Source organism: Prosthecobacter fluviatilis (assembly GCF_055388355.1).
Genome location: NZ_AP043782.1, coordinates 5,241,412 through 5,262,648 on the forward strand (window position 1 = coordinate 5,241,412; position 21,237 = coordinate 5,262,648).

Below are 21,237 nucleotides of genomic sequence, written 5' to 3' on the forward strand. Positions count from 1 at the left end.
TAGCACAACATCAGCTGTCTCGTCCCAAAGTTTGTCATCTTCCCGGTCGGAAATCTCGACGGTCACCGCTCTGAGCCCGGTTCTGGAGCTCTGCGCGGATCAAGCACATCACGCAAGGCATCGCTCACCTCATGCACGGCGGTGGAAAATAGCAGCACCGCCGCAAAGGAGGCGGTCATCTGCCACCACACATGCTGGCCAGTCTCGATCCGGGCTTCTTCCAGCATGGTCCCCCACGACGGTTGATCCACCGGACCGAGACCGAGAAAACTCAGGGAAACCTCCGCACCGATGAAACCGGCCACCCGCAGGCCGAACTCCACCAAAATCAGGTGCGTGAGGTGCGGCAGCGCATGCCTGCGGGCGATGCCAAAGCTGCTGGCGCCAAGCGCCCTGGCCGCCAGGATGAATGGCAGCGAGCCAAGCTTGATCATCTCTGCCCGCACCACCTGGCATACACCAACCCAGCCTGTGAGTCCCAGTGCCAGCAGCATGGCTGGGGCTCCATGCAAAGACACACCAAAAATGCTCTGCTCCCTCAGCAGCAGCGAAAGCGCGAGCAGCAGCAGCAGCCTGGGCACCGTGCTCAGCGTGGTGCAAAGCCATATCACCAGCGCATCCACCCATCCCCGCCTCCATCCCGCAAGCATGCCGAGCAGAAGACCTGTCCCCACGGCAATCGCGGCACCACCGCAGGAAATGATCACGGAAAGACGGGCACCCAGCCAGGTCTTCAAGGCCACCGAGCGTCCGAGGCGGTCGGTTCCAAACCAGTGCTCCCATGACGGCGGTGCAAATGATGGGCCGGCACGACGGGTCCAGTCCTCGTCCGGCCAGCCGAGGGAGCCCAGCAGCGCGGCCATGATGTAGGCCAGCACCACGATCAGCATGACACCCGGCCAGCCACGGAGGCGAAACACCTTCCGCAGCCGGTTCCAGCCCGGAGTTGTCATGGTCGCATTGCTGTAAGATGCCGCGCTCATGAAATCCGGATTCGCGGATCAATTCGCGCGGAGAGAACATCCGCCACGGTTTGTCCCAGGAGATGCAGCACGGCTGCGATGAAGGTCATGACATTGATCACCGGAAAATCACGCGCCGAAATGGCATCCACCATCATGCCCCCGAGACCGGGGATGCCAAAGACACGCTCCAGAAACAGCGACCCGGTCAGCAGAAAGGGGAGACGCGGCAGCCATCGTGCCAGCAAAGGCCCCAGTGCCGGGCGCAGCGAATGCACCGTACACAGCCGCCAGCCTCCCACGCCCTTGGCCAGGGCTGTGCGCATGAAGTCCTCATTCATTTCCTTGAGCAGCACGGCTCGGCAAAAGCGCACATCCGCTCCCAGGCCGATGACTATTCCCAGCAGCACCGGCAGGATCAGTCCACGGCCGCCTGCCCAGCCATGTACCGGCGCCCAGCCCCATTCAAAGGCCACAAAATATTGCGCCGCCAGAATCAGCGCCACCCCGGGGATGCTCATGTTCAGCGTGCAGGCACCGAGCAGCCAGCGGTCCCAGTGCGTGCGCCAGACAAATGCTCCCAGCATCCCCAGCACCACAGATGCCGCGGCAGAGCCCAGCATCACGGGTACGGTGATCGCCAGCGACGCACCCACGCCCTCTCGCAGCATGTGAGACACCGGCCTGAGCGCAGACCATGAGCGTCCAAAGTCGAGCGTGAACAGCTTGCGGCAATGACCGATGAACTGCGTATCAAACGCAGCCGCCATGTTTCCTGACAACAGGCGGTCCCACGCCACAAACAGCGGCTTGTCTAGGCCGTGTGCCCAGCGGATGTCGGCAAGCATCTCGGCAGATGCATGCTCCCCTCCCAAACGCACGGCAAAATCATCCGGCAGCAGGCGTGAAAGGCCAAAGGTCAGCAACAGCACACCAAACAGCACGGGTGCTGCTGCCATCAGCCTTTGGATGATGAAGCGTTTCATGGCGGCGGTTGCTGCTTCCACGGCACCCGGCGCTGCCCATCGATCCGGTGATATTTGATGAGACCCGCAGGGCCTGAGAAGGCATGGGGCTTGAAACTCGTGAGCCAGTCATGACGGACAGAAACCCAGTTGTAGGAGAGAAAGCCGATGCACGGAAGATCCTCCAGCAGAAGGTCCTCCATCTGGTGGCTTAGCTTGATGCGTTCGGGTGAGTCCGGCATGGCGGTCAGTGAATGGTACCACTTGTCGAATCTTTGGTTGTGATAATGAAAGCGGTTGTCCCCACCATCGCTGCCTTGGCTTGCAAAACGGCGGAAGAGGTCGGTCGGGTCCGGGTGCGTCATGCTGTAGCCGTCGCCAAAAAACATGGATGCCGGCCGCTCGTTCATCGTGGCGGCCAGAGAGCGCTCGTCAACGTGGTCCACATGCAGCTCCAGCCCCGCATCGGCAAGCCAGCGTGTGATCAACTGGCCGATCTGCCGCACGAGCGGCGAGGTTCCGCCCATCCTCAGTGTCAGCGGCGGGAGGGGGCCTCCATGCACCTTTTCGGCCTCGATTCGCTGCGCCTGGGCTCGTGGCAGATCAAACGTCATCCACCTGTCGCGCAGTTCCGGCCGGTGCTCTTTCATCCCCGGTGGCAGCAGCGAGCCTGGCAGGCCGCAGCGTCCGCCGAGGAAGAGGTCATTAAACTCCTGCCGGTTCATCGCGAGGCTGATGGCGCGGCGTAGCGGCAGGTTCTTCGCGATCACCGGATCTGCCATGTTAAAGCCGATCCATCGCAGAAACATGGATGGAAAAACATCTACCCGCAGCCCCTTCTGGTTCCAGGCCGGACGCAATTGCCAGTGCGCGTCTAGCACATCGGAGAAATGGTCAGTCGGTATGCCCAGGTGATCGATCCGGCCTTGTAAAAACAGCAGCCACGCAGGTTCGGAGGCTTCGATCACATGGAAATGCACCTCGTCCACCTGCGGCAGACGCCTGCCCGCATCTGCCAGCAACCCTGAAGCCGCATCATCTGGCGCGCCTTCGGCCGGATAGCTTTCCCGTCGGAAGGTTGGCGATTTTTTCAGCACCACACCTGTGCCCGGCTGCCACGAGTGCAGTCGGAAGGGACCTGTGCCCACGGGATGCCGCAGAAAATCCGCACCGTAGGTGCGCAGTGCATCTTTAGGCACAACGGCGGTCGCCGGATGCGCCAGGAGGTGAATGATCTGCGGCCACGCGCTTGTGAGCTGGATCTCCAGCGTGTGCTCGTCCACAGCATGCAGTCCAGGCACCTCCGGTTCCGGCTGGTGCTCGCGCACTGCCCGTCGGTACGCATCCAGACCCACGATGCGGTGCTCAAAGTGCGCCCAGAATGCAGAGGCATTGCGTGGGTCCGCAATGCGTTTCCACGAAAAGATGACATCCTCCGCGGTGACACCACGCCCCCGGCCTTCAGAAAAGCAGGGGTCGTCCTGAAATCGCGCATCTTCACGCAGGCGGATTCGGCACTTCAGCCCGTCGGCGCTCCATTGTGGCATCTCGGCGGCGAGGCATGGCACGACTTCATACGGCCGCTTCAAGTAGTGATATTGAAACAGTGGCTCATAGATGTTCGACGCCACGGCCGCCATGCCCGAGGCGAGACCGCTGACATGGATGGGATCGATTCCGGCCACCCTGTCCCGCAGCACGATGTGCTCGGAATCAGGGGAGGCGGCCTCTTCTTCACGTCCGCAGCCCGCCAGCACGACGGCAATCGCGGCGTGCTGCACCAGCTTCCACAGCGCCTGGCCCTTCCTGGTCACAGGCTGTGCGTCTGCACCGTTGTATGCGGCTCCTTGTACAGCTTGGTCCAGCCGCCGGCGACATGGATATGCCTGTCGATCAAGCCTGCGGCGAAGATGCCGCGTGGGTCCATTTCAAAGTCCAGTGCGGTCCAGCTGTCGATCGTCGGATCATAGAGGCAGACGGACTCCAGGAAACTCTTGTCGGCAGTCACACCGCCGAGCGCCAGCAGCTGTCCGTCCACTTCGATGAGGCTGTGCGCCACTCGTGGTTCCGGCATGGAGGCCACTTCCTCCACCTCGTTCGAGGCCGGGTCAAAACGCCAGACCTTGGCGTGGATGTCACCTTTGTCCCCATTCGGCGACCAGCCTCCTGTCAGGTAGATCAGGCCCCCAGCCTGTGCGGCAGGTGCATGCCGCACACCCAGTGGCAGGTCGGCCACCTTGTTCCATGCATCCACAGCCGGATCATAAGAGACGATGGAGGTCGTGTTCACATCTCCGTGGCGTCCGCCCAGCGCATACAGACGGCCGTTCACCACGCTGAGACCGGGTTTGACACGCGCTTCGGGGAGCGGCGCACAGGTGGTCCAGGTGTCTGTCTGCGGATCATAAACATCGACGCGGTCAGACGGCTCGTTTTCCAGCGGCTGCTCATCTGTGCTGCCGGCAGGAGCCACGAGGCCCGCCACCACATAGATTTTCCCATCGAGCACCGCGGCGACGACATTGTTGCGTGGCAGCGGCATGGGGCGGTGGGGCTTCCATTGGTTGGTCACAGGGTCATAGGACTCCACCGTGTCCACCGGGCGTTTGGCGGAAAGTCCGCCACCGAGGACATACAGCCTGCCGTCTATCACGGCTCCGGCGCAGCCTCCGCGGAGAGTTGGCAGCGGGGCGGCTTCGGACCATGCGGGATAGTTTGCTACTTTCATATGGGGGTGGGTTGGTGTTTGGATGGATCAGAACTCAAAGCCGAGTGTGGCATAGACCGTGAAGGGCTGGCCTGGAAACACACGTGAGTTGGCAAAAGATGACTCATAGTATTTCCGGTCAAAAAGGTTGATGAAGTTCACCCTCGCATAGACGGCGCTCAGCGGGCCGCTGGTCATCTCCCGGCGGTAGAAGAGGGCTGCATCAAAGCGGGTGTAGCCCGGCAGTTTGAACGTGTCATTGTTGTCGCCGGATTTGTTGCTCGCGGCAAAGATGCCGAAGCCGATGCCAAAGCCTCTCAGCCACCCATCCTGCTGGGTGTGCTTCAGCCACAGGCTGCCGCTGTTGCGCGGCACGTTCATAAATCTCGCCCCCACCGGCAGCGTGTCGGACCTGAGCACCCGCGTGTCGGTGTACGTGTAGTTGCCGATGATCTGCAGGCTGCTCGTCAGCTGGCCGGACACGTCAAATTCCACGCCCCTGCTGCGGAGCAGGCCACCGTTGACGGAAAAACCCGGGTTGGCCGGGTCGGCGATGGCGACGTTGTCTCGCGTCAGGTCATAGATGGTCGCGCTTGCCATCACACGCTCGGCGGGGGAGCGCCACTTGACGCCCGCCTCGTACTGCATGCCGGTTTCCGGGTCCAGCAGCCCGCCGCTGACGTTGCGGCTGGAGGTGGAGCTCGGAATGAATGAGGAGCTCACACTGCCGTAGATGCCCAAGGCGTGCACCGGCTGGTACAGCAGCCCGGCCCTGCCGGTGTAGGCCCGGTCAATGCGCTGCAACGTTTGTGGCGCCCCCGTCCGGCTGTAATCCGTGCTGTGGACGTAGTCCATCCGTCCCCCCACCAAAATCTTCAGCTGGTCTTTGCTGAACATCGATATTTCATCCTGCAGATACAGGCCCGACCAGATCCTCCGCGCATCCTGGCGGTTAAGGTCCGGTGTGGCGGGCAGCACTCCTCCATACACAGGGTTGAGAATGTTCACGGCGGTGTAGTTCGCGCGCACCAGACGGATGGTCTGCTTGCGGTCACGGTAGTCATAGCCCGCCATCAGCTTGTGCCGCGTCGGGCCCAGAGCGAACTTCACGATGCCCATGTTCATCCACTGCCAGGAGTTTTCGGAGAAGTCGGAGTTGTCATACAGCCGCGCTACCGTGCCAGCGCCCGAGGTGTTGGCGGAGCGGCGCACCGCGTTCATGTCGATGTCCCAGTGGTGATACATGAAGGCGCTGCGGAAGGTGAGGTTCTCGGAGGGGCGCCACTCGGCTGTCAGCCCCGCGAAGGCATCACGCTGCGTCTGGCCAGGGAGGTTCGGTTCTCCCAGGAAAGTGCTGATCGGCCCCACAGGCTTGCCTGCGGCGCTGAAAGCCACCCCCTCGTCCAAAGTTTTCTCCTTCTTCATGAACGAAGTGTCGAGCGTGATCGTCACCTTGCTTGAAGGCTTCCAAGTGATGCTTGGCGCGAGCCAGTAGCGCTTTTCGAAGACATAGTCTCGAAACGAGTTCTGGTCGATGTAACCACCGTTGATCCGGTAAAGCAGCGTCTTGTCCTTGTTCAAGGCTCCGGTGCTGTCCACGTGTCCCCGATAGCTGTCATAGCTGCCGATCGACTGCTCAACCTGCGTTCGGCTTTCAGCCGAGGGCTGCCGCGTCACCATGTTGATCAGACCGCCGGGCTGCACGACGCCAAACTCCATCGATGCCGGCCCCTTCAGAACCTCAAGCCGCTCCAGTTGCGGCAGATTGATGGAGGACATGCCTTCCACCAGAAAGCCGTTGTAATACATCTGAGTGGTCTGAAATCCGCGGATGACACCGCCGTCATTCGCGCTGTTGAACGACGCCCCCTTGTTCTGATGAAAGCCGCTGACATTGCGCAGTGCATCCTGGGCCTGAATGTCCCCTTGGTCCTGCATCACCTGGGAGGGCACCATCTGCACGGAGAAGGGCAGGTCGAATGCCTTGGTGCCGGACCGTGCCACCCCCGGGGCGTCCTTCACCACATAGCTGCGGTTTGCAGCAGCCTCCACGACGATCGGCGGCAGCTGTGTGCTTTCCTTTGTCTTTGCCTCTTCAGATGTGGGCTTCTTGGCTTTTGCATTTTCCGGAGGAGCGGCATGGAGCCCTGCGCAGGACAGCAGAAGCAGGCACGTCAGAAATCGTTGGGGGCGAAACATAAGGCGCGCCGGTTATAGGCACGCCGCTTATTTTGGCAATCAGCTCGCCTGGAAGAGGGCATTCGGAATAGCACTCCGGACATTTGCTGCCCCCTGGTTGGGCGGCTCTGGACAAAAAGCATCCCCTCTTAGCAGCTCTCCTCCGTGGGGACCGATCGGAACGTCTTGAAAAGCAGCACGTCGTACAAGCTCTTCAATCCGCCCGCGATCAACAACGGGCCCGAAAGCCATGCCGTCGGCGACAGCAGGCCGCCCGCCAGCGCTGGCGAGAGCGCGGCGCTTAATGACCTCACGGTGGCCAGGATGCCGTTGGCTGCAGAGCGTTCTTCCGGCCTCACCAGGCTCATGACGTAGGACTGCCTCACCGGAACATCCATTTGTGAGAGGGTATGCCGTAGCAGCAGGCAGCCGATGGCCAGCCCGGCCGAAGGCATCACCGGCACCAGCATCAGCAGCACATTGGAGGGCAGATGGGTGAAAACCATCGTGTTGACCATGCCGATCTTTTGGGACAACGGCGCTGCCACCAGACCTGAGATGCCTGACAGCAGGCTTGTCGCGAAAAACACCTGCCCCAGCTCCCATTCACTGAGCGACCACCGCGTGGCAAACCAGTAGGCCAGCAGGCTTTGAGGGATGAAGCCTCCGGCAAACGAATCCAGGGCAAACAAGCCGCCCAGCCGCACCACCTTGGAGCGCGACTCTTGCAGCCCCGTCCAGTGCGACTTTGCCCTCTGCGTATTCTGTCCAGGCGCTGTTTCCACTTGGTGCGTCAGCAGCATCGCCAGCACCATCACGGCCACGCCGCTCAGGGCATAGGCCCATAGCACGTGGCTGGCTCCCCCCTGGCTTCCAGCAGTCTTCAGCCATGCCCCTGCACTCAAAGCGCCGACAGCTGTTGCCACAAATCCCGTGACATTGTACCACGCGATCAGCTGTGTTCGTCGCTGCGCGGTCGTGCATTGCGCCAGGCACGCCTGTTCAATCGCCAGAAAGGGGCCCACCTCATTGCCGCCCGGGCTGATCACGCCAATCGTGATCCCGAGCAGTACTACCCACCAAGATTCTCCCACCACCAGCATCATTCCCGCCAGCGCCATCAAAAACCCGCTGAGCATCAGCGTGCGGCGTCTGCCCCATCTGTCCGCATGGGTGGACAGTACCAAGGTCAGTGCCGCATCGGTGAGCAGTGCCAGCGTAAAAAGCAGCCCCACGTCACCCGTGCTCAGCCCGCGTCGTGCCAGATGCAGCGCCAGGATGACCGAGGTCATGCCAAAAGCATGCAGGCGTGTGGCACGCGAAAGAAAGAGGAGGGTGAGATCTCGGTTCACTCCTCATCCATGCATTCTCCTTCCACCGGTTGGCAACCAGCAGATTTCAAACAGGTGCAGAAAAACTCTTCAGGAGAGCACAACTCCCGCGATTTCTTCCCAAAGCTTGTCAATTTCCTTCGGGCCGTGTGAGGGCTTCCCCGCTTTCGCAAACCAGTAGTCCGCGTTCCATTGGTCCCCCTCGATCACGTGCAGCAGCGCATGTATCCACGATCCCATCTTGGTGTGGATGTCCTGCGCGATGTTGTGCGCGGCGTCCCAGTTCCCCTGCTTGGCATGCCACAGCGCCAGCGCCTCCGGAGAGATCGCCTCGGCTGCGGCCTGCGTGCAGCTCTTGAGTTCAGCGGCGGTCATTTCAGTCGTCTTCAGGGAGCGGTTTGCCCTTGGTTTCAGGGGCGAATGGCAGGATGAAAATGCCCAGCAGGAAGATCGCGCACATGGTCATGGCGGCGTAGCGCAGCGGCAGCGCCGGGTCCTGGGCGGCAAATTTGCCATAGATCCCCGAAGTCAGCGTCGCGGAGAAGAAGCTGCCGCCGGCTGCGGCAAAGCGCCCCAGGTTGTAGCAGAAGCTCGTGCCCGTGCTGCGCAGCTTGCTTGGAAAGAGTTCAGGCAGGTAGATCGCAAAGCCCGCAAACACGCTCAGCTGCGCAGTGCCCATCAGGAACATCATCCAGCGGGCGGAGATCGGGTCGCTCATCTTCCAGTACACCAGGAAGGTCGCGGTCAGCGCGGCGCTGAATCCCAGGAAGAAGGCCAGTCGGCGTCCCAGCTTGGCCACGTTGGTAAAGAGCGTCATGCCCACCGCAGCACCCATCATGTTCCAGAGATACGCCACCGAAATCGCGTTGTTCACTTCCGCCGCAATCTTGTCCGGTGCCGTTCCCGCCTTTTCAAAGTACTGTTTGAAGGCCACCTTTTGCAGGTCCACCGCATACTCGCCGATGGCCCAGAGCCCCACCACTCCCGTGCTTGCGATCACCGCCCCCACGAGGAGGTTTTTACGCCAGCGCGCGCTGGCCAGCAGGCTCGCGTAAGGCGCGAAAATGCTGCCTTTGGGCAGTTGGTTCGTGTCCTTCAGGTGCTGCCACGAGGCAGGCTCCTTGAGATACTTGCGGGTGAAGATGATCATCAGCGCAGGTGCCGCTCCGATCAGGAACATCCAGCGCCACCCCGACCCGGCGGTGATGGTGTGGCTCGCCTCCAGGGCGTCGATGCCGATCTTGGCAAAGCCCGCCGTGATGTTGCCGATCGTGGACAAAATCTGCAGCAGCCCCAGGCACTGCGTGCGTGCTCCGTTGGGCACAGTCTCGGCGATCAATGCCACCGCAAGGCCAAACACCCCGCCCACGCCGATTCCGGTCAGGAAGCGGAAAATCGTGAAGTCCAGCTTCGTCCTGCTGAAGTAGCTCAGCCCGGTGAAGGCGGAGTAAATCAGGATCGTCAGCGTCAGCATCCGTGCACGTCCGTACTTGTCTCCCAGCGCGCCAAAGATCAGTCCCCCAACACCCCAGCCGATCAGGAAACAGGCGGTGACCACTTTTCCAAACGCCTGCAGGTCAGGATTCGTTGGCGGCAGCTTCATCAGCTCCACCAGCGCAGGCACACGGGCCAGCGAGAACAGCCGCTGGTCCAGGCAGTCAAAGAACCAGGCGGCTGAGGCGACGATCAGCACAAACCAGTGGTAGCCGGTCAGCTGCTTGTACCAGGGAGCGTTGGAATCGGGAGTGGACGTGGAGCTCATGAGAAGCGCGGATGTTGAATGACTTGGAGGAGGATGACAATCCCGAATTCAAAGGATTCATGCCGCTCCAAAAACGCGGTTCTTTCATCGATGTTCACGCAGGCTGGAAAGTTTCTGTGGGTCTGTCTTCACTGGAGCTGCACAGCATGCAGATGAATGAATATGGGCATTGAATTTTGATCATTGGCCTTTAAACACTCGCATGTGCAAAAACGTCGCACTTCTCCTACCACTGGCGCTTGCGTGCATTGTCGCGGCTTGCGCCACATATGACGGCTCGCGTATCGCACGCTGGGAGTCCCGCTTTGACCCGGTGCCTCAAGGCGCAATGACGCCGGACCAGCTGCTTGCCGAGACTCGCGTCAAGCTCGACATCATCCCTGCCGGCACGGTGGGCCGCCGCTACTACCGGCCCATGACGCCGCGCTACATCACCATTCACAGCACCCAGAACTACACCGGAAACGCCTACCAGCACGCGCTGGCCTTGAAGCGCGGCGCTCTGCGGGCCACCAAGCGCAAGGGCGGCAATCGCATCGGCTTCCTCACCTGGCACTTCACCGTTCAGGATGACATCGCCATCCAGCACCTTCCCTGCCGCGAGCAGGGAGAGCACGCTGACTTTGACGGCGTCGGCAACAACTACAGCATCGGCATCGAGATGTGCGAGCATCAGGGCAATGACCTTGGTCGCACCATCGACCGCACCGCGCGCCTCGCCGCCTATCTCATGCGTGCCTACGACATTCCGCTCAGCAATGTCGTGCCCCACTACCACTGGCCGCGCTACGGCGTCTCTCCACTGCACAAAGACTGCCCGCATTTTCTGCTGGAGCGTGGCAGGCCGGGCCAGACCTGGCGCTGGTTCCAGGCGCGCGTGCAGTTTCACTACAACCGCATGCTGGCAGGGCCTGCGGCCCCGCTGGGCTGACTCTTATGCATTCCTGCCTGCTCCAGTTCGCGCTTGTGCTGACGGCAGTCTCGGCCTGCTGCGGGCAGACCGTGGTGGCTTGGCCGGAAAAGCCCGTGCCCAGCACCAGCAAAAAAGTCGCGACCCTTGAGGACAAACGGCTGAGTGAAAGCTCCGGGCTCGCCTTGGGCATCCGCGATCCCTCGGTTTTCTGGACCATGAACGACTCAGGGGGCGAACCCTGCGTCTTTGCCATCGACCGCAGCGGCAAAACACGCGCCAAAGTTCGTGTGCGTGATGCGGCAAATTTCGACTGGGAAGACATCGCCTCGGGCAAAGATGAAAAGGGCTCGCCATGCCTCTTCATTGGTGACATAGGCGACAATCTCTACATCCGCGCTTCGATTCAGGTTTACCAGATTCCTGAGCCTGCTGTCAAAGCCTCCGGTCAGCCTGTGGAGGAAACTGAAACCGTCGAGCCGCAGATCTGGCGCGCTAACTATCCGGACGGCAAGCACAACGCGGAGAGCCTGCTCGTCCATCCTCAGACTGGCCGCCTCTACATCCTGACCAAAAGCGACGACGGCAAATGCGCGCTCTACGCCTTCCCGCAGCCGCTTCAGCCCAAGGTCAGCATGACATTGGAAAAAATCGTCGATCTGACCTTCCCCAGGCTCATCCGCCCCGGCAAGCGTCCGCACGACAACTGCATGACCACCTCAGCCTGCTTCTCGCCGGATGGCACCCGCATGGTCGCCTCCACCTACAGCAGCCTCTACGAGTGGCAGCTCCCCAAAAACCAAACGCTCGCCGAGGCCCTGGCTCAGCCTCCAGTCCGAATTGAGCCCGAACTTCTCCGCCAGCTCGAAGGCGTCTGCTACGACACTGACAGCCTCACCCTCTGGCTCACCAGCGAGCACCTGCCCGCCCCGCTGCTGCGCGTGAGCCGCTGACCCCGCCTCACTTCACCCATTCAAAGAAGCCCATGGCCTCCAGCTCGCCATGCAGCTTGTCCTTCTGCTCAGGAGTTAGCGTGTTGTTCGGCAGTCGGGCAGGGCCCACATCCACACCCAGCATGCTCATCACCGCCTTCGCCGCGCCCATGTAGCCATGGCTCGCCAGCGTGCTGATGATCTGCACCCCGCGAAACTGCTCCACACGCGCCGCCTCAAAATCCTTCTGCGCAAACGCCGCCAGCAGGCGCGCATAGATCGGTGCTGCAAAGTTGAATCCGCTTCCCACCGCTCCCTTCGCACCCATCGCCAGCGCGCCGAGCATGTGCTCATCGCAGCCAAAGGGCAGATCCCACCCGCCGCCATCCGCGCGCAGGCAGTACTGGTAGGCCATCAGGTCAGGATTGGTAAATTTCACTCCCGCCAGATTCGGAATCCGCTCACGCGCCTGACGCAGAAACTCTGGCACCGGCAGGTTCACTCCCGTCATCGACGGAATGTCATAATAATAGAAAGGCGTCTCCGGTGCAGCTCCCGCGATCTGCGCCATCGTCTCCACCAGCATCTCCACGTTCTTCGGTTTGAAATACATCGGTGTCAGCGCCGCGATCGCCGCCGCCCCCAGTTCCTCCGCCTGCTCCGCCAGCGTCTTCGCATCCGCGACACAGTTCGCCCCCACATGCACCACCACACGCATCGCGCTTCCCTTCGTCACCGCCATCCAGCATTTCGCCAGCAGCAGCCTCTCCTCCAGCGTCAGCGAGTGGCTCTCCCCCGTGCTGCCTCCGATGAACACGATGTTCACTCCCTTGCTCTGCAGAAAGGCCGCCTGCTTCTCCACCACATCAAGGTTGAGCGCTCCATCCGGATGAAAAGGCGTGTGTGTGGCTGTGACGAGGCCATGCAGGCGCTGGGAGTCGGGCAGGTTCAGCATAATGCCCAAACGTGTGGGCTGCCAGATTCTCTGCAACATGAATCCGGGTGGTGAGTTTGTTTGTCCATGCGCATCGTCAGCCTGTTCCTTCTCCTGCTCGCCACTGCAATTCATGCCGACGACTGGCCCCAGTGGCTCGGTCCTCAAAGCGACTCCGTCTGGCGCGAATCCGGCATCATCGACTCCTTCCCATCCGGCGGCCCTCCCATCCTCTGGCGCGTCAAAATCGGCGGCGGCTACACCGGCCCGGCCGTGGCCGATGGCAAAGTCTATCTCATGGACCGCCAGGTCGCGGACAAAGCCAGCATCCCCGGCAACGCCTTCGCACGCGGCCTCATTCCTGGCACCGAGCGCGTCCTCTGCCTCGATGCCAAATCAGGCTCCGTCATCTGGGAGCACCGCTACGACTGCACCTACACCATGAGCTACTCCACCGGCCCGCGCTGCACCCCGCTCGTCAGCGGCGGCAAGGTGTGGACTCTCGGCGCGGAGGGAAATCTCCTCTGCCTCGACGCCGCCAGCGGCAAGGTTCTCTGGTCCCACGACTTCAAATCCGAATACGGCGCCAAGACTCCCATGTGGGGCTTCTCCGGTCATCCGCTTCTCGATGGCCAGCGCCTCATCTGCCTCTGCGGTGGCTCCGGCAGCCTGGCCGTCGCATTCGACAAAGACACCGGCAAAGAACTCTGGCGCGCACTCGACGCACGCGAGCCCGGCTACGGCTCACCCATCATCATCGAGGCCGGCGGTACAAAGCAGCTCATCCTCTGGCATCCGCAGGCCGTCAATTCCCTCGATCCCGCCACCGGCAAAGTCCTCTGGTCCCATCCCTGGGAAGTGCGCTTCGGCCTCACCGTTCCCACCCCGCGCCTCGCGGGCGATCTCCTCTTCTTCACCTCCTTCTACACCAGCTCCAAATGCTTCAAACTCGACGCTGCCAAGCCCGAGGCCACGCTGCTCTGGGAAGGCAAAAGCTTCAGCGAAAAAAACACCGACACCCTCCACAGCCTTATCAGCACCCCCTTCATTCAGGACGGCCACATCTACGGCGTCTGCAGCTACGGCCAGCTCCGCTGCCTCAAGCTCGAAACTGGCGAGCGCCTCTGGGAGAGCATGGCTGCCACCACCGGCGGCCCGCTCGTCCGCTGGGCCAATGCCTTCATCATCAAAAACGCCGACCGCTTCTTCCTCGCCAACGAACAGGGCGACCTCATCATCGCCAAGCTCTCTCCCAAAGGTTACGAGGAAATCAGCCGCGCCCATCTCCTCAAACCCACCACCACCGACCCCCGCCGCCCCGTCGTCTGGTCCCACCCCGCCTTCGCCAGCCAATGCGTCTTCATGCGCAACGACGAAGAAATCATCTGCGCCTCCCTGGCGAAGTGATCAGCTGCCGATGGGCTAATCACCCACAGCCTCCGCAAAGGGCGCCAGCATAGTGGTCCGCACAGTCCTCTGTGCGGCTCGCGACACCCAGCGCCCTCTCTCCTCCCCAACCCTCCGCGCGAGCCATCGAAACAGGCCAGTCTCACAGGCAGTTCACCCTCCCCACCTGTGATCCTATCCAGCCCTTCCTTCAGCGGCTCATGGCCCGGCCATTCGGCATTCGGATTTACTCATTCGTCATTTAATCTTCACAGTCCCTTCGGCATCCACACCTCCATCTTCGCCACCTCCGCCTTCGCCGCTGAACTCACCGGAATCCCCCACGCCTCAAAAAACGGCCCCAGGTTCTTATTCGCGATCTTCGAGTAGCGCACCAGAAACTGGTCACGCCTTTCATCGTCCCCCTTCGGCGCAGGGCCAAACTTCGGATCGTCAAAGCTGTACAGATACTTGCGCCAGCTCTCCCACCCAAACTCCTGCACCAGCTGAATGTAGGTCGTCAGCGCCGTGAAGGGATCGCTCTTCCACACCTGCCATTTGTTCGAGGCCTTCTTGATCTTCTGGATGTGCTCCTTGCGCGCCTCTTCGGAGATCGCTCCATGCCCGATCAGCCAGTCCTTCTTCAAAACCGCGTCATAGCAGTACATCCCGATGACGTTGTTCGTCACCTCGCCCGTTCCATCAAAGGTGAAATCACCGCGCTGATGATTGTGTCCGATCTCATGGTAAAATCCCCAGCCCGGAAACTTCAGTTTGCCAAAGGTCGTCATCTCCGGCGCCGCGCTCGTCGGGATCATGATCGGGTACCCGCTGTGCATGTAGCCCGCGCTGATCTGCACATCCGCCACGATTCGCTCGGGCCGCTTGCGTTCGGCCGTCTGGTTCGTCACATCATCCTGCGCCTCCACCACCTGCTTCCAGAACTCCATCAGCTGCGTCGGATTGTTGATCGCACGCGCCACCTCCGTCGGGCAGCTCAGGATCAGTTTGTCACACGCCAGCTCCGCCCACGGGGCAGGGCGCTTCTTGATCTCATTCCACTTCGCATCATCATCCTGCCCCAGCACAAACAGCGGCGCAGCCACCGCATGGGAGATTGCCACCGTAAATGCCTCGTCATCCTTCGCCCGTCCCGGTACTTCGATATAGATCAGCCCGCCAAAGGCGCTCGCCGTCTTCGTCGTCGCCGTGGCCAGCGGCACGCTGCGCGTGATGTCCGGCGCACGCTCCCACTTGTCCAGGTGGTAAAGCGTGTCGCTGTGGCAGCCTATCCGTACTGCATACCCTTTGTCCGCCAGCTTCTCCGGCAGCGTCACCGTGATCGTCTCTCCAGCCGCCGCATACAGCCCCGTGCTGGTCCAGCCCGGGATGCTCGGCGTCACACGGATCTCCCCGTTCACCCGCGGCGCATCCGCCGGCACTTTCCCCGGAAAAACCGCATGCGCAGGATGCGCCGCCACCCCTTCACCCGAGGCCAGCTTCAGCACCCGCGTTTCCATCCCCAGCCGCAGCCTCTGCGCAGCGTGCTTCTCCGCGGTCAGCGGAGCCTGGGCCGTCGGCACGGCTGCATCCGCTCCCGCATTGCCCAGCGCCGCCAGCACGGCCGTCTTGAGATTGCTGCGGTCCGGTGGCTGCGCCGCCATCGCGATCTGGATCGCATTCGTGCCCTGCTTCATCTGTTCCGCCGTCAGCGCCGGTCCGCCTTCGCGTTGCTTCTTGATTGCTGCGATCGCCTCGGAGGCATTCATCATCGCCGGCAGTTCCGTGCGTGCCTCAAAGCCTCTCAGTTGGTCAAAGGCGCTCATGTCCGTGATCGCCACGCCCGCAGGCATCAGCGCTTGGTTCAGCCCATGGGACACCGCCAGATCCTTGCCACCGCTCGTCTGGCTGAAGGCCCATCCCGTCATCCCGCCGATGAATCCACCTCCGCCCTTCACATACTCCGCCACCACCGCGCCTTCCTCGGGGCTGATGATGCCCTGCATGTTCACGATCACCACGTCGTAGTCGTTCAGGCTCTTCTTCTCGATCTTGTCAAAAGTCTCCGCATTAAAACCCCGCTGCTTGTACAGATTCACCGCATTCACCCCCTTCAGCCCCACGCGTGGCTTCTCCTTGTTGCCCGCCCACTTCACGCAGTTCTCCATCAGCTTCGCATGATCCCCACCTTCACCGCCTGCCAGATAGCTGTTGTGTCCAAAGAGGATGATGCGCCCCTTGCCATACCCCGCTGCCGCCGCCACCGCGATCTCCACCCCGTCCTTGTCCGGGGCCGACAAAATCGGAAACGCCATGTTCCCCCAGATCCCCACCGGCCCCGGCGCTCCCGCCTTCGGCACCGTTTTGACCCCGTCGAGAATCTTCCCCCGCTCGCCATTCACGAGCGCTGATGGCATCTGGGCTTTGAGAACCCCGGCAAACGCCAGGAGGACAAGGAGGGTGGCTGATTTCATGGTTGGGTTGGAAAAAAGTAAATGGGTTGAGAAAGCGGTTATCGATAAATCACCACCAGAAACACCAGCGCATCTCCCTTGCCGGTGTTCACGATCGCATGCGGCACATCCGCGCGGTAGGTCCCTGAGTCCCCCTTCGCTAGCTCCTCGCTGTTGGCGTCAGACTCGACCCGCACACTGCCCTCCTCCACGGTCAGAAACTCGCGCGTTCCTTCAAAATGCGGCTGGCTGCGCAGCGTCCCACCCGGCCTCAGCGTCAGCTCATAAAACTCCACATCCTTCTCCAGGTTGATCGGCGAGAGCGTGCGGATCTCGCACTGCTTGTCGCTGCGGTACACCTGCGCCCGGTCATTCGCCCGGATCACCTGGATCTTTGACGCACTGGCCTCCGCGCTCTCGATCAGTTCCTGCAGCGTCAGCCCAAATGCCCGCGCGATCCGGAAGGTCACCGTCAGCGTCGGGTTCGCCTTCTCCCGCTCGATCTCGCTCAGCATCGACCGGCTCACCCCGCTCGCCGTCGCCAGCTCCTCCAGCGACCACCCCCGGTCCCCGCGCAGCTTCTTCACTCGCTTCCCCAGATTTTCATTGATGGCCTCAGGGCTGGATTCGATGGGGGAGGGGACTTTGGGTTTGGCGGGCATGCGTGCCGGTATAACGGATGGGTGTCTTGTAAATTAGAAATAAAGTCACATGCTCAAATCATGATGCGTTCATATGACGGTTGACCCGTCCATCTCCGGCGCTAGTTTCCACCATGCCTTCACGTCCCAATGTCCGCCCCGAACTCGAAGCCGCCATGCGCCAGAGAATCCTGGTCATCGATGGTGCCATGGGCACGACCATCCGCGGCTACGGGCTCAAGGAAGCCGACGCCCGCGGCACCCGCTTCCTCACCAACGAAAAGGACCTCCTCAATAACGGCGACATCCTCAGCATCACCCGCCCGGACATCATTGAGGACATCCACCGCCGCTTCCTGGAAGCCGGGGCCGACATCATCGAGACAAACACCTTCAGCGGCACCAGCATTGCCCAGGCCGAGTTCTTCAAAGACGTGCCGGAAGGCCACCGCAAAGACCCCGAGTTCTTCCAGACTGTCATCGAGGACAAGTTTCTCAATGACCTCGCCTGGGAGATCAATTTCGAGTCCGCAAAGCAGTGCCGCAAATGGGCCGACCTCGTGGGCGAGAAAACCGGCCGCAAACGCTACGTCGCTGGTGCCATCGGGCCGCTCACCGTTTCCCTCTCCCAGTTCCCAGACCTCTCGGACCTCAGCTTCCGCTACGTCACCTTTGATCAGGTAAAGCAGGCCTACAAGCACCAGGTGCGCGCCCTCATCGCTGGTGGGGTGGACACCCTGATGGTCGAAACCATCTTCGACTCCCTCAATGCCAAGACCGCCCTCGTCGCCATCCGCGAGGTCTTTGAGGAGGACAAAGTCGAGCTCCCCGTCCAGATCAGCGCCGCCGTCGGCCCGGGCGGCGAGACCATGATCTCCGGCCAGGTCACCGAGGCCTACCTGAATGCCATGCGGCATGTGAAGCCCCTCTCCATCGGCCTCAATTGCTCCCTCGGCCCTGATAAGATGCGTCCCTTCCTGGAGGAGCTCTCTACCAAGGCCGACTGCTTCGTCTCCGCTTATCCAAATGCCGGCATGCCCAATCCGCTGGCCCCCACCGGCTTCGATCTCCTTCCGCCGGACATGGCCAATTTTGCCAAAGATTTCGGCGGCAGCGGCTTCGTCAATATCATGGGCGGCTGCTGCGGCAATACCCCCGAGCACATCGCCGCCATCGCCAAGGCACTTGAGGGCCTGCCACCACGTCAGGTGCCGCAGGACCCCCACACCATGCGCCTCAGCGGCTCCCAGCCCTTCGTGCTGAGAGGTGCCACACCGGAAGAGCGCCCGCCCTATCTCATGATCGGCGAGCGCACAAACGTCGCCGGGTCACCGAAGTTCGCCAAGCTCATCAAGGAGGGCAAGCTCGAGGAGGCCGTCGCCATCGCCCGCCAGCAGGTCGAGAGCGGTGCCAATGTCATCGATGTCTGCATGGACGAAGGCCTCATCGACGGCGTGCCCACGATGACCAAGTTCCTCATCCTGCTCCAGACCGAGCCCGAGGTGAACAAAGTCCCCATCATGGTGGACTCCTCCAAATGGGAGATCATCGAGGCCGGTTTGAAGTGCCTGCAGGGCAAGGGCATCGTCAACTCCATCTCCCTCAAGGAGGGCGAGGAAAAGTTCAAGGAATACGCCCGCAAGATCAAGCAGTACGGTGCCGCCACCGTCGTCATGGCTTTCGATGAGCAGGGCCAGGCCGCCACTTACGACGACAAGATCCGCATCTGCGAGCGCGCCTACCGCATCCTCGTCGATGAAGTCGGCTTCCCGCCCGAAGACATCATCTTTGATCCCAACATCCTCACCGTCGCCACCGGCATCGAGGAGCACAACAACTACGCCCTCGATTTCATCAACGCCACGCGCTGGATCAAGCACCACCTGCCCCACGCCAAGGTCAGCGGCGGCGTCAGCAATGTCAGCTTCAGCTTCCGTGGCAACAACAAGGTCCGCGAGGCCATGCACAGCGTCTTCCTCTACCACGCCATCAAGGCGGGCATGGACATGGGCATTGTCAATGCCGGCATGCTTGAGGTCTATGAGGAGATCCCCAAGGAGATGCTGGAAAAGGTGGAGGACGTCATCCTCAACCGCCGCCCCGACGCCACGGAAATTCTCGTCGATTACGCCGAGCAGTTCAAAGGCCAGGCCGGCACCACCAAGAAGGCCGAGATCGACATGAGCTGGCGTCAGGCCCCCGTGGAGAAGCGCCTCGAGCACGCGCTCCTCAAGGGCATCACCGACTTCATCAATGAAGACACCGCCGAGGTCTTCGCCAAGCTCGGCAAGCCCCTCTCCGTCATCGAAGGCCCCCTCATGGATGGCATGAGCGTCGTCGGCGACCTCTTCGGCGCAGGCAAAATGTTCCTGCCCCAGGTCGTCAAAAGCGCCCGCGTCATGAAGCAGAGCGTGGCCTACCTGCAGCCCTTCATGGAGGCTGAAAAAGCCGCCAACCCCAATCAGCGCAGCGCTGGCAAAGTGGTGCTCGCCACCGTCAAAGGCGACGTGCACGACATCGGCAAAAACATCGTCGGCATCGTTCTCGCCTGCAACGGCTTCGAAGTAACCGACATGGGCGTCATGGTCCCTTGCGACAAGATTCTGGAAAAGGCCCTCGAAGTCGGCGCGGATGTCATCGGTCTCAGCGGCCTCATCACCCCGTCGCTCGATGAGATGGCGCACGTCGCCAGCGAGATGGAGCGCCGTGGCTTCAAGCAGCCCCTCCTCATCGGCGGTGCCACCACCAGCCCGGCTCACACCGCCATCAAGATCGCTCCCAAATACAGCGGCAGCATCGTCCACGTGCTGGATGCCTCCCGCAGCGTTCCCGTCACCACCGCCCTTCTGAGCGAAGACCAGCGCGAAGGCTTCGTGAAGAGCAACGAGGAGCGCCACGCCAGGCTCCGCGAGGAATACGGCCGCAAAAAAGACCGCACCCTCCTCAGCCTCGCCGAGGCACGCGAAAAGAGCACCAAGTTTGACTGGGCCACGCAGGACATAGCCACCCCCTCCTTCCTCGGTACCAAAACCTACGAAGGCCCCGAACTCGTCGCCACCCTGCGCCAGTTCATCGACTGGTCGCCCTTCTTCCATTCCTGGGAGCTTCGCGGCCGCTGGATCGCCGCCGAGCAGCGTTTCTCATCCGCCCACGAAGACCCCGAGATGAAGACCAAGGCCGAAGCCGAGGCGCTCAAGCTCTACAAGGAGGCCAACGACCTCCTCGACCGCATCATCGCCGAAAAGCGCTTCACCCCGCGCGGCATCATCGGCTTCTTCCCTGCCAACAGCACCGGCGACGACATCGAGGTTTACACCGACGAATCACGCGCCGCCGTGCAGACCACCTTCCACACCCTGCGCCAGCAGGTCATCAAGAAGGACACGCCCAACTACGCTCTGAGCGACTACATCGCCCCCAAAGGCAGCGGCCGCGCCGACTACATCGGCGGCTTCGCCGTCGGCATCCATGGTGCGGACGACTTCGCGCACGAGTTTGAAAAGGCGCACGACCCCTACAGCGCCATCGTCGTCAAGGCCGTCGCGGACCGCCTCGCCGAAGCCTTCGCCGAATACCTCCACAAGCAGGCCCGTCTGGCCTGGGGCTATGAAAAGGAAGGGGACTTCGCCAACGAGGATCTCATCAAGGAGCGCTACCGCGGCATCCGCCCCGCACCTGGTTATCCCTCCCAGCCCGACCACACCGAAAAGCCCATCCTCTTCAGCCTGCTCGATGCCACCGCCAGGACCGGCGTCGAGCTCACCGAAAGCATGGCCATGCATCCCGGCAGCGCCGTCAGCGGCCTCTACTTCAGCCATCCCGAGGCCCACTACTTCGGCATCAGCGTCGTCGCCAAAGACCAGGTCGAAGACTACGCCGCCCGCAAAGGTATGACCCTCGACGAAGCCGAAAAATGGCTCGGTCCCTGGCTCGGCTATTGAAGCATTGAAGTACGACAGGCACTCATGCCTGTCGATCAGCGCACTCATCCTCCCAGGTCATTCGCGCGAGCCCCTGCATAGGGGTCCGCACAATGCGAAGCCGGCCGAAGGCAAACCTCTGTGCGGCGCTCCGCA

The 21,237-nt window shown here is 61.7% G+C and carries 15 protein-coding genes; 4 read left to right on the plus strand and 11 right to left on the minus strand.

All coding sequences use genetic code 11. The annotated features are described in order from the left end of the window. Positions 1–62 precede the first annotated feature (62 nt). The 8 genes from ACZ5WW_RS20515 to ACZ5WW_RS20550 form a co-directional block, all read right to left on the minus strand. The gene (locus ACZ5WW_RS20515; RefSeq protein ID WP_377162341.1) at positions 63–983 is read right to left on the minus strand and encodes an ABC transporter permease; all 921 of its coding nucleotides are present in this window, start codon (positions 981–983) and stop codon (positions 63–65) included. Further along, positions 980–1,948: an ABC transporter permease gene (locus ACZ5WW_RS20520; protein ID WP_377162343.1), complete on the minus strand. Its 969-nt coding sequence runs from the start codon at positions 1,946–1,948 to the stop codon at positions 980–982. The genes ACZ5WW_RS20515 and ACZ5WW_RS20520 overlap by 4 nt, the downstream gene beginning before the upstream one ends. Then, positions 1,945–3,741 carry an ABC transporter substrate-binding protein gene (locus ACZ5WW_RS20525; protein ID WP_377162345.1) on the minus strand — a complete coding sequence of 599 codons (1,797 nt, stop codon included), beginning with the start codon at positions 3,739–3,741 and terminating at the stop codon, positions 1,945–1,947. Before ACZ5WW_RS20525 ends, ACZ5WW_RS20520 begins: the two co-directional genes overlap by 4 nt. After that, entirely contained in the window at positions 3,738–4,655 is a 918-nt protein-coding gene (locus tag ACZ5WW_RS20530) for a Kelch repeat-containing protein (protein ID WP_377162347.1), read from the minus strand. The genes ACZ5WW_RS20525 and ACZ5WW_RS20530 overlap by 4 nt, the downstream gene beginning before the upstream one ends. 27 nt (positions 4,656–4,682) lie before the next feature. Then, on the minus strand, positions 4,683–6,833 hold the full coding sequence (locus ACZ5WW_RS20535) for a TonB-dependent siderophore receptor (protein WP_377162349.1): 2,151 nt from the start codon (positions 6,831–6,833) through the stop codon (positions 4,683–4,685). Between the two features lie 128 nt (positions 6,834–6,961). Continuing rightward, entirely contained in the window at positions 6,962–8,164 is a 1,203-nt protein-coding gene (locus ACZ5WW_RS20540) for an MFS transporter (protein ID WP_377162351.1), read from the minus strand. Positions 8,165–8,233: 69 nt separating this feature from the next. Further along, on the minus strand, positions 8,234–8,518 hold the full coding sequence (locus tag ACZ5WW_RS20545) for a hypothetical protein (protein WP_377162353.1): 285 nt from the start codon (positions 8,516–8,518) through the stop codon (positions 8,234–8,236). A 1-nt stretch (position 8,519) separates the two neighbouring features. Next, complete coding sequence (locus tag ACZ5WW_RS20550; RefSeq protein ID WP_377162355.1) at positions 8,520–9,905, minus strand: MFS transporter; 1,386 nt, start codon at positions 9,903–9,905, stop codon at positions 8,520–8,522. 202 nt (positions 9,906–10,107) lie between these two features. On the opposite strand from ACZ5WW_RS20550, the gene ACZ5WW_RS20555 reads away from it, so the two are divergent. Then, on the plus strand, positions 10,108–10,836 hold the full coding sequence (locus ACZ5WW_RS20555) for a peptidoglycan recognition protein family protein (RefSeq protein ID WP_377162357.1): 729 nt from the start codon (positions 10,108–10,110) through the stop codon (positions 10,834–10,836). Between the two features lie 5 nt (positions 10,837–10,841). Further along, a complete protein-coding gene (locus ACZ5WW_RS20560) occupies positions 10,842–11,768 on the plus strand; it encodes a hypothetical protein (RefSeq protein ID WP_377162359.1) in 927 nt (308 codons plus the stop codon). 7 nt (positions 11,769–11,775) lie between these two features. Here the strand turns inward: ACZ5WW_RS20560 and ACZ5WW_RS20565 are convergent, their stop codons facing one another. After that, positions 11,776–12,702 carry a dihydrodipicolinate synthase family protein gene (locus ACZ5WW_RS20565; protein WP_377162361.1) on the minus strand — a complete coding sequence of 309 codons (927 nt, stop codon included), beginning with the start codon at positions 12,700–12,702 and terminating at the stop codon, positions 11,776–11,778. Between the two features lie 66 nt (positions 12,703–12,768). Between ACZ5WW_RS20565 and ACZ5WW_RS20570 the strand changes: the two genes are divergently transcribed. Further along, complete coding sequence (locus ACZ5WW_RS20570) at positions 12,769–14,088, plus strand: PQQ-binding-like beta-propeller repeat protein (protein WP_377162363.1); 1,320 nt, start codon at positions 12,769–12,771, stop codon at positions 14,086–14,088. A gap of 248 nt (positions 14,089–14,336) precedes the next feature. Here the strand turns inward: ACZ5WW_RS20570 and ACZ5WW_RS20575 are convergent, their stop codons facing one another. Beyond that, positions 14,337–16,541, minus strand: a complete 2,205-nt coding sequence (locus tag ACZ5WW_RS20575) for a M60 family metallopeptidase (RefSeq protein ID WP_377162365.1) — start codon at positions 16,539–16,541, stop codon at positions 14,337–14,339. Positions 16,542–16,579: 38 nt separating this feature from the next. Then, positions 16,580–17,182, minus strand: a complete 603-nt coding sequence (locus ACZ5WW_RS20580; protein WP_377162367.1) for a helix-turn-helix domain-containing protein — start codon at positions 17,180–17,182, stop codon at positions 16,580–16,582. 113 nt (positions 17,183–17,295) lie between these two features. On the opposite strand from ACZ5WW_RS20580, the gene metH reads away from it, so the two are divergent. Next, positions 17,296–21,102, plus strand: coding sequence for a methionine synthase (metH, locus tag ACZ5WW_RS20585; protein WP_377162369.1), 3,807 nt, complete (start codon positions 17,296–17,298; stop codon positions 21,100–21,102). Positions 21,103–21,237: the final 135 nt, after the last annotated feature.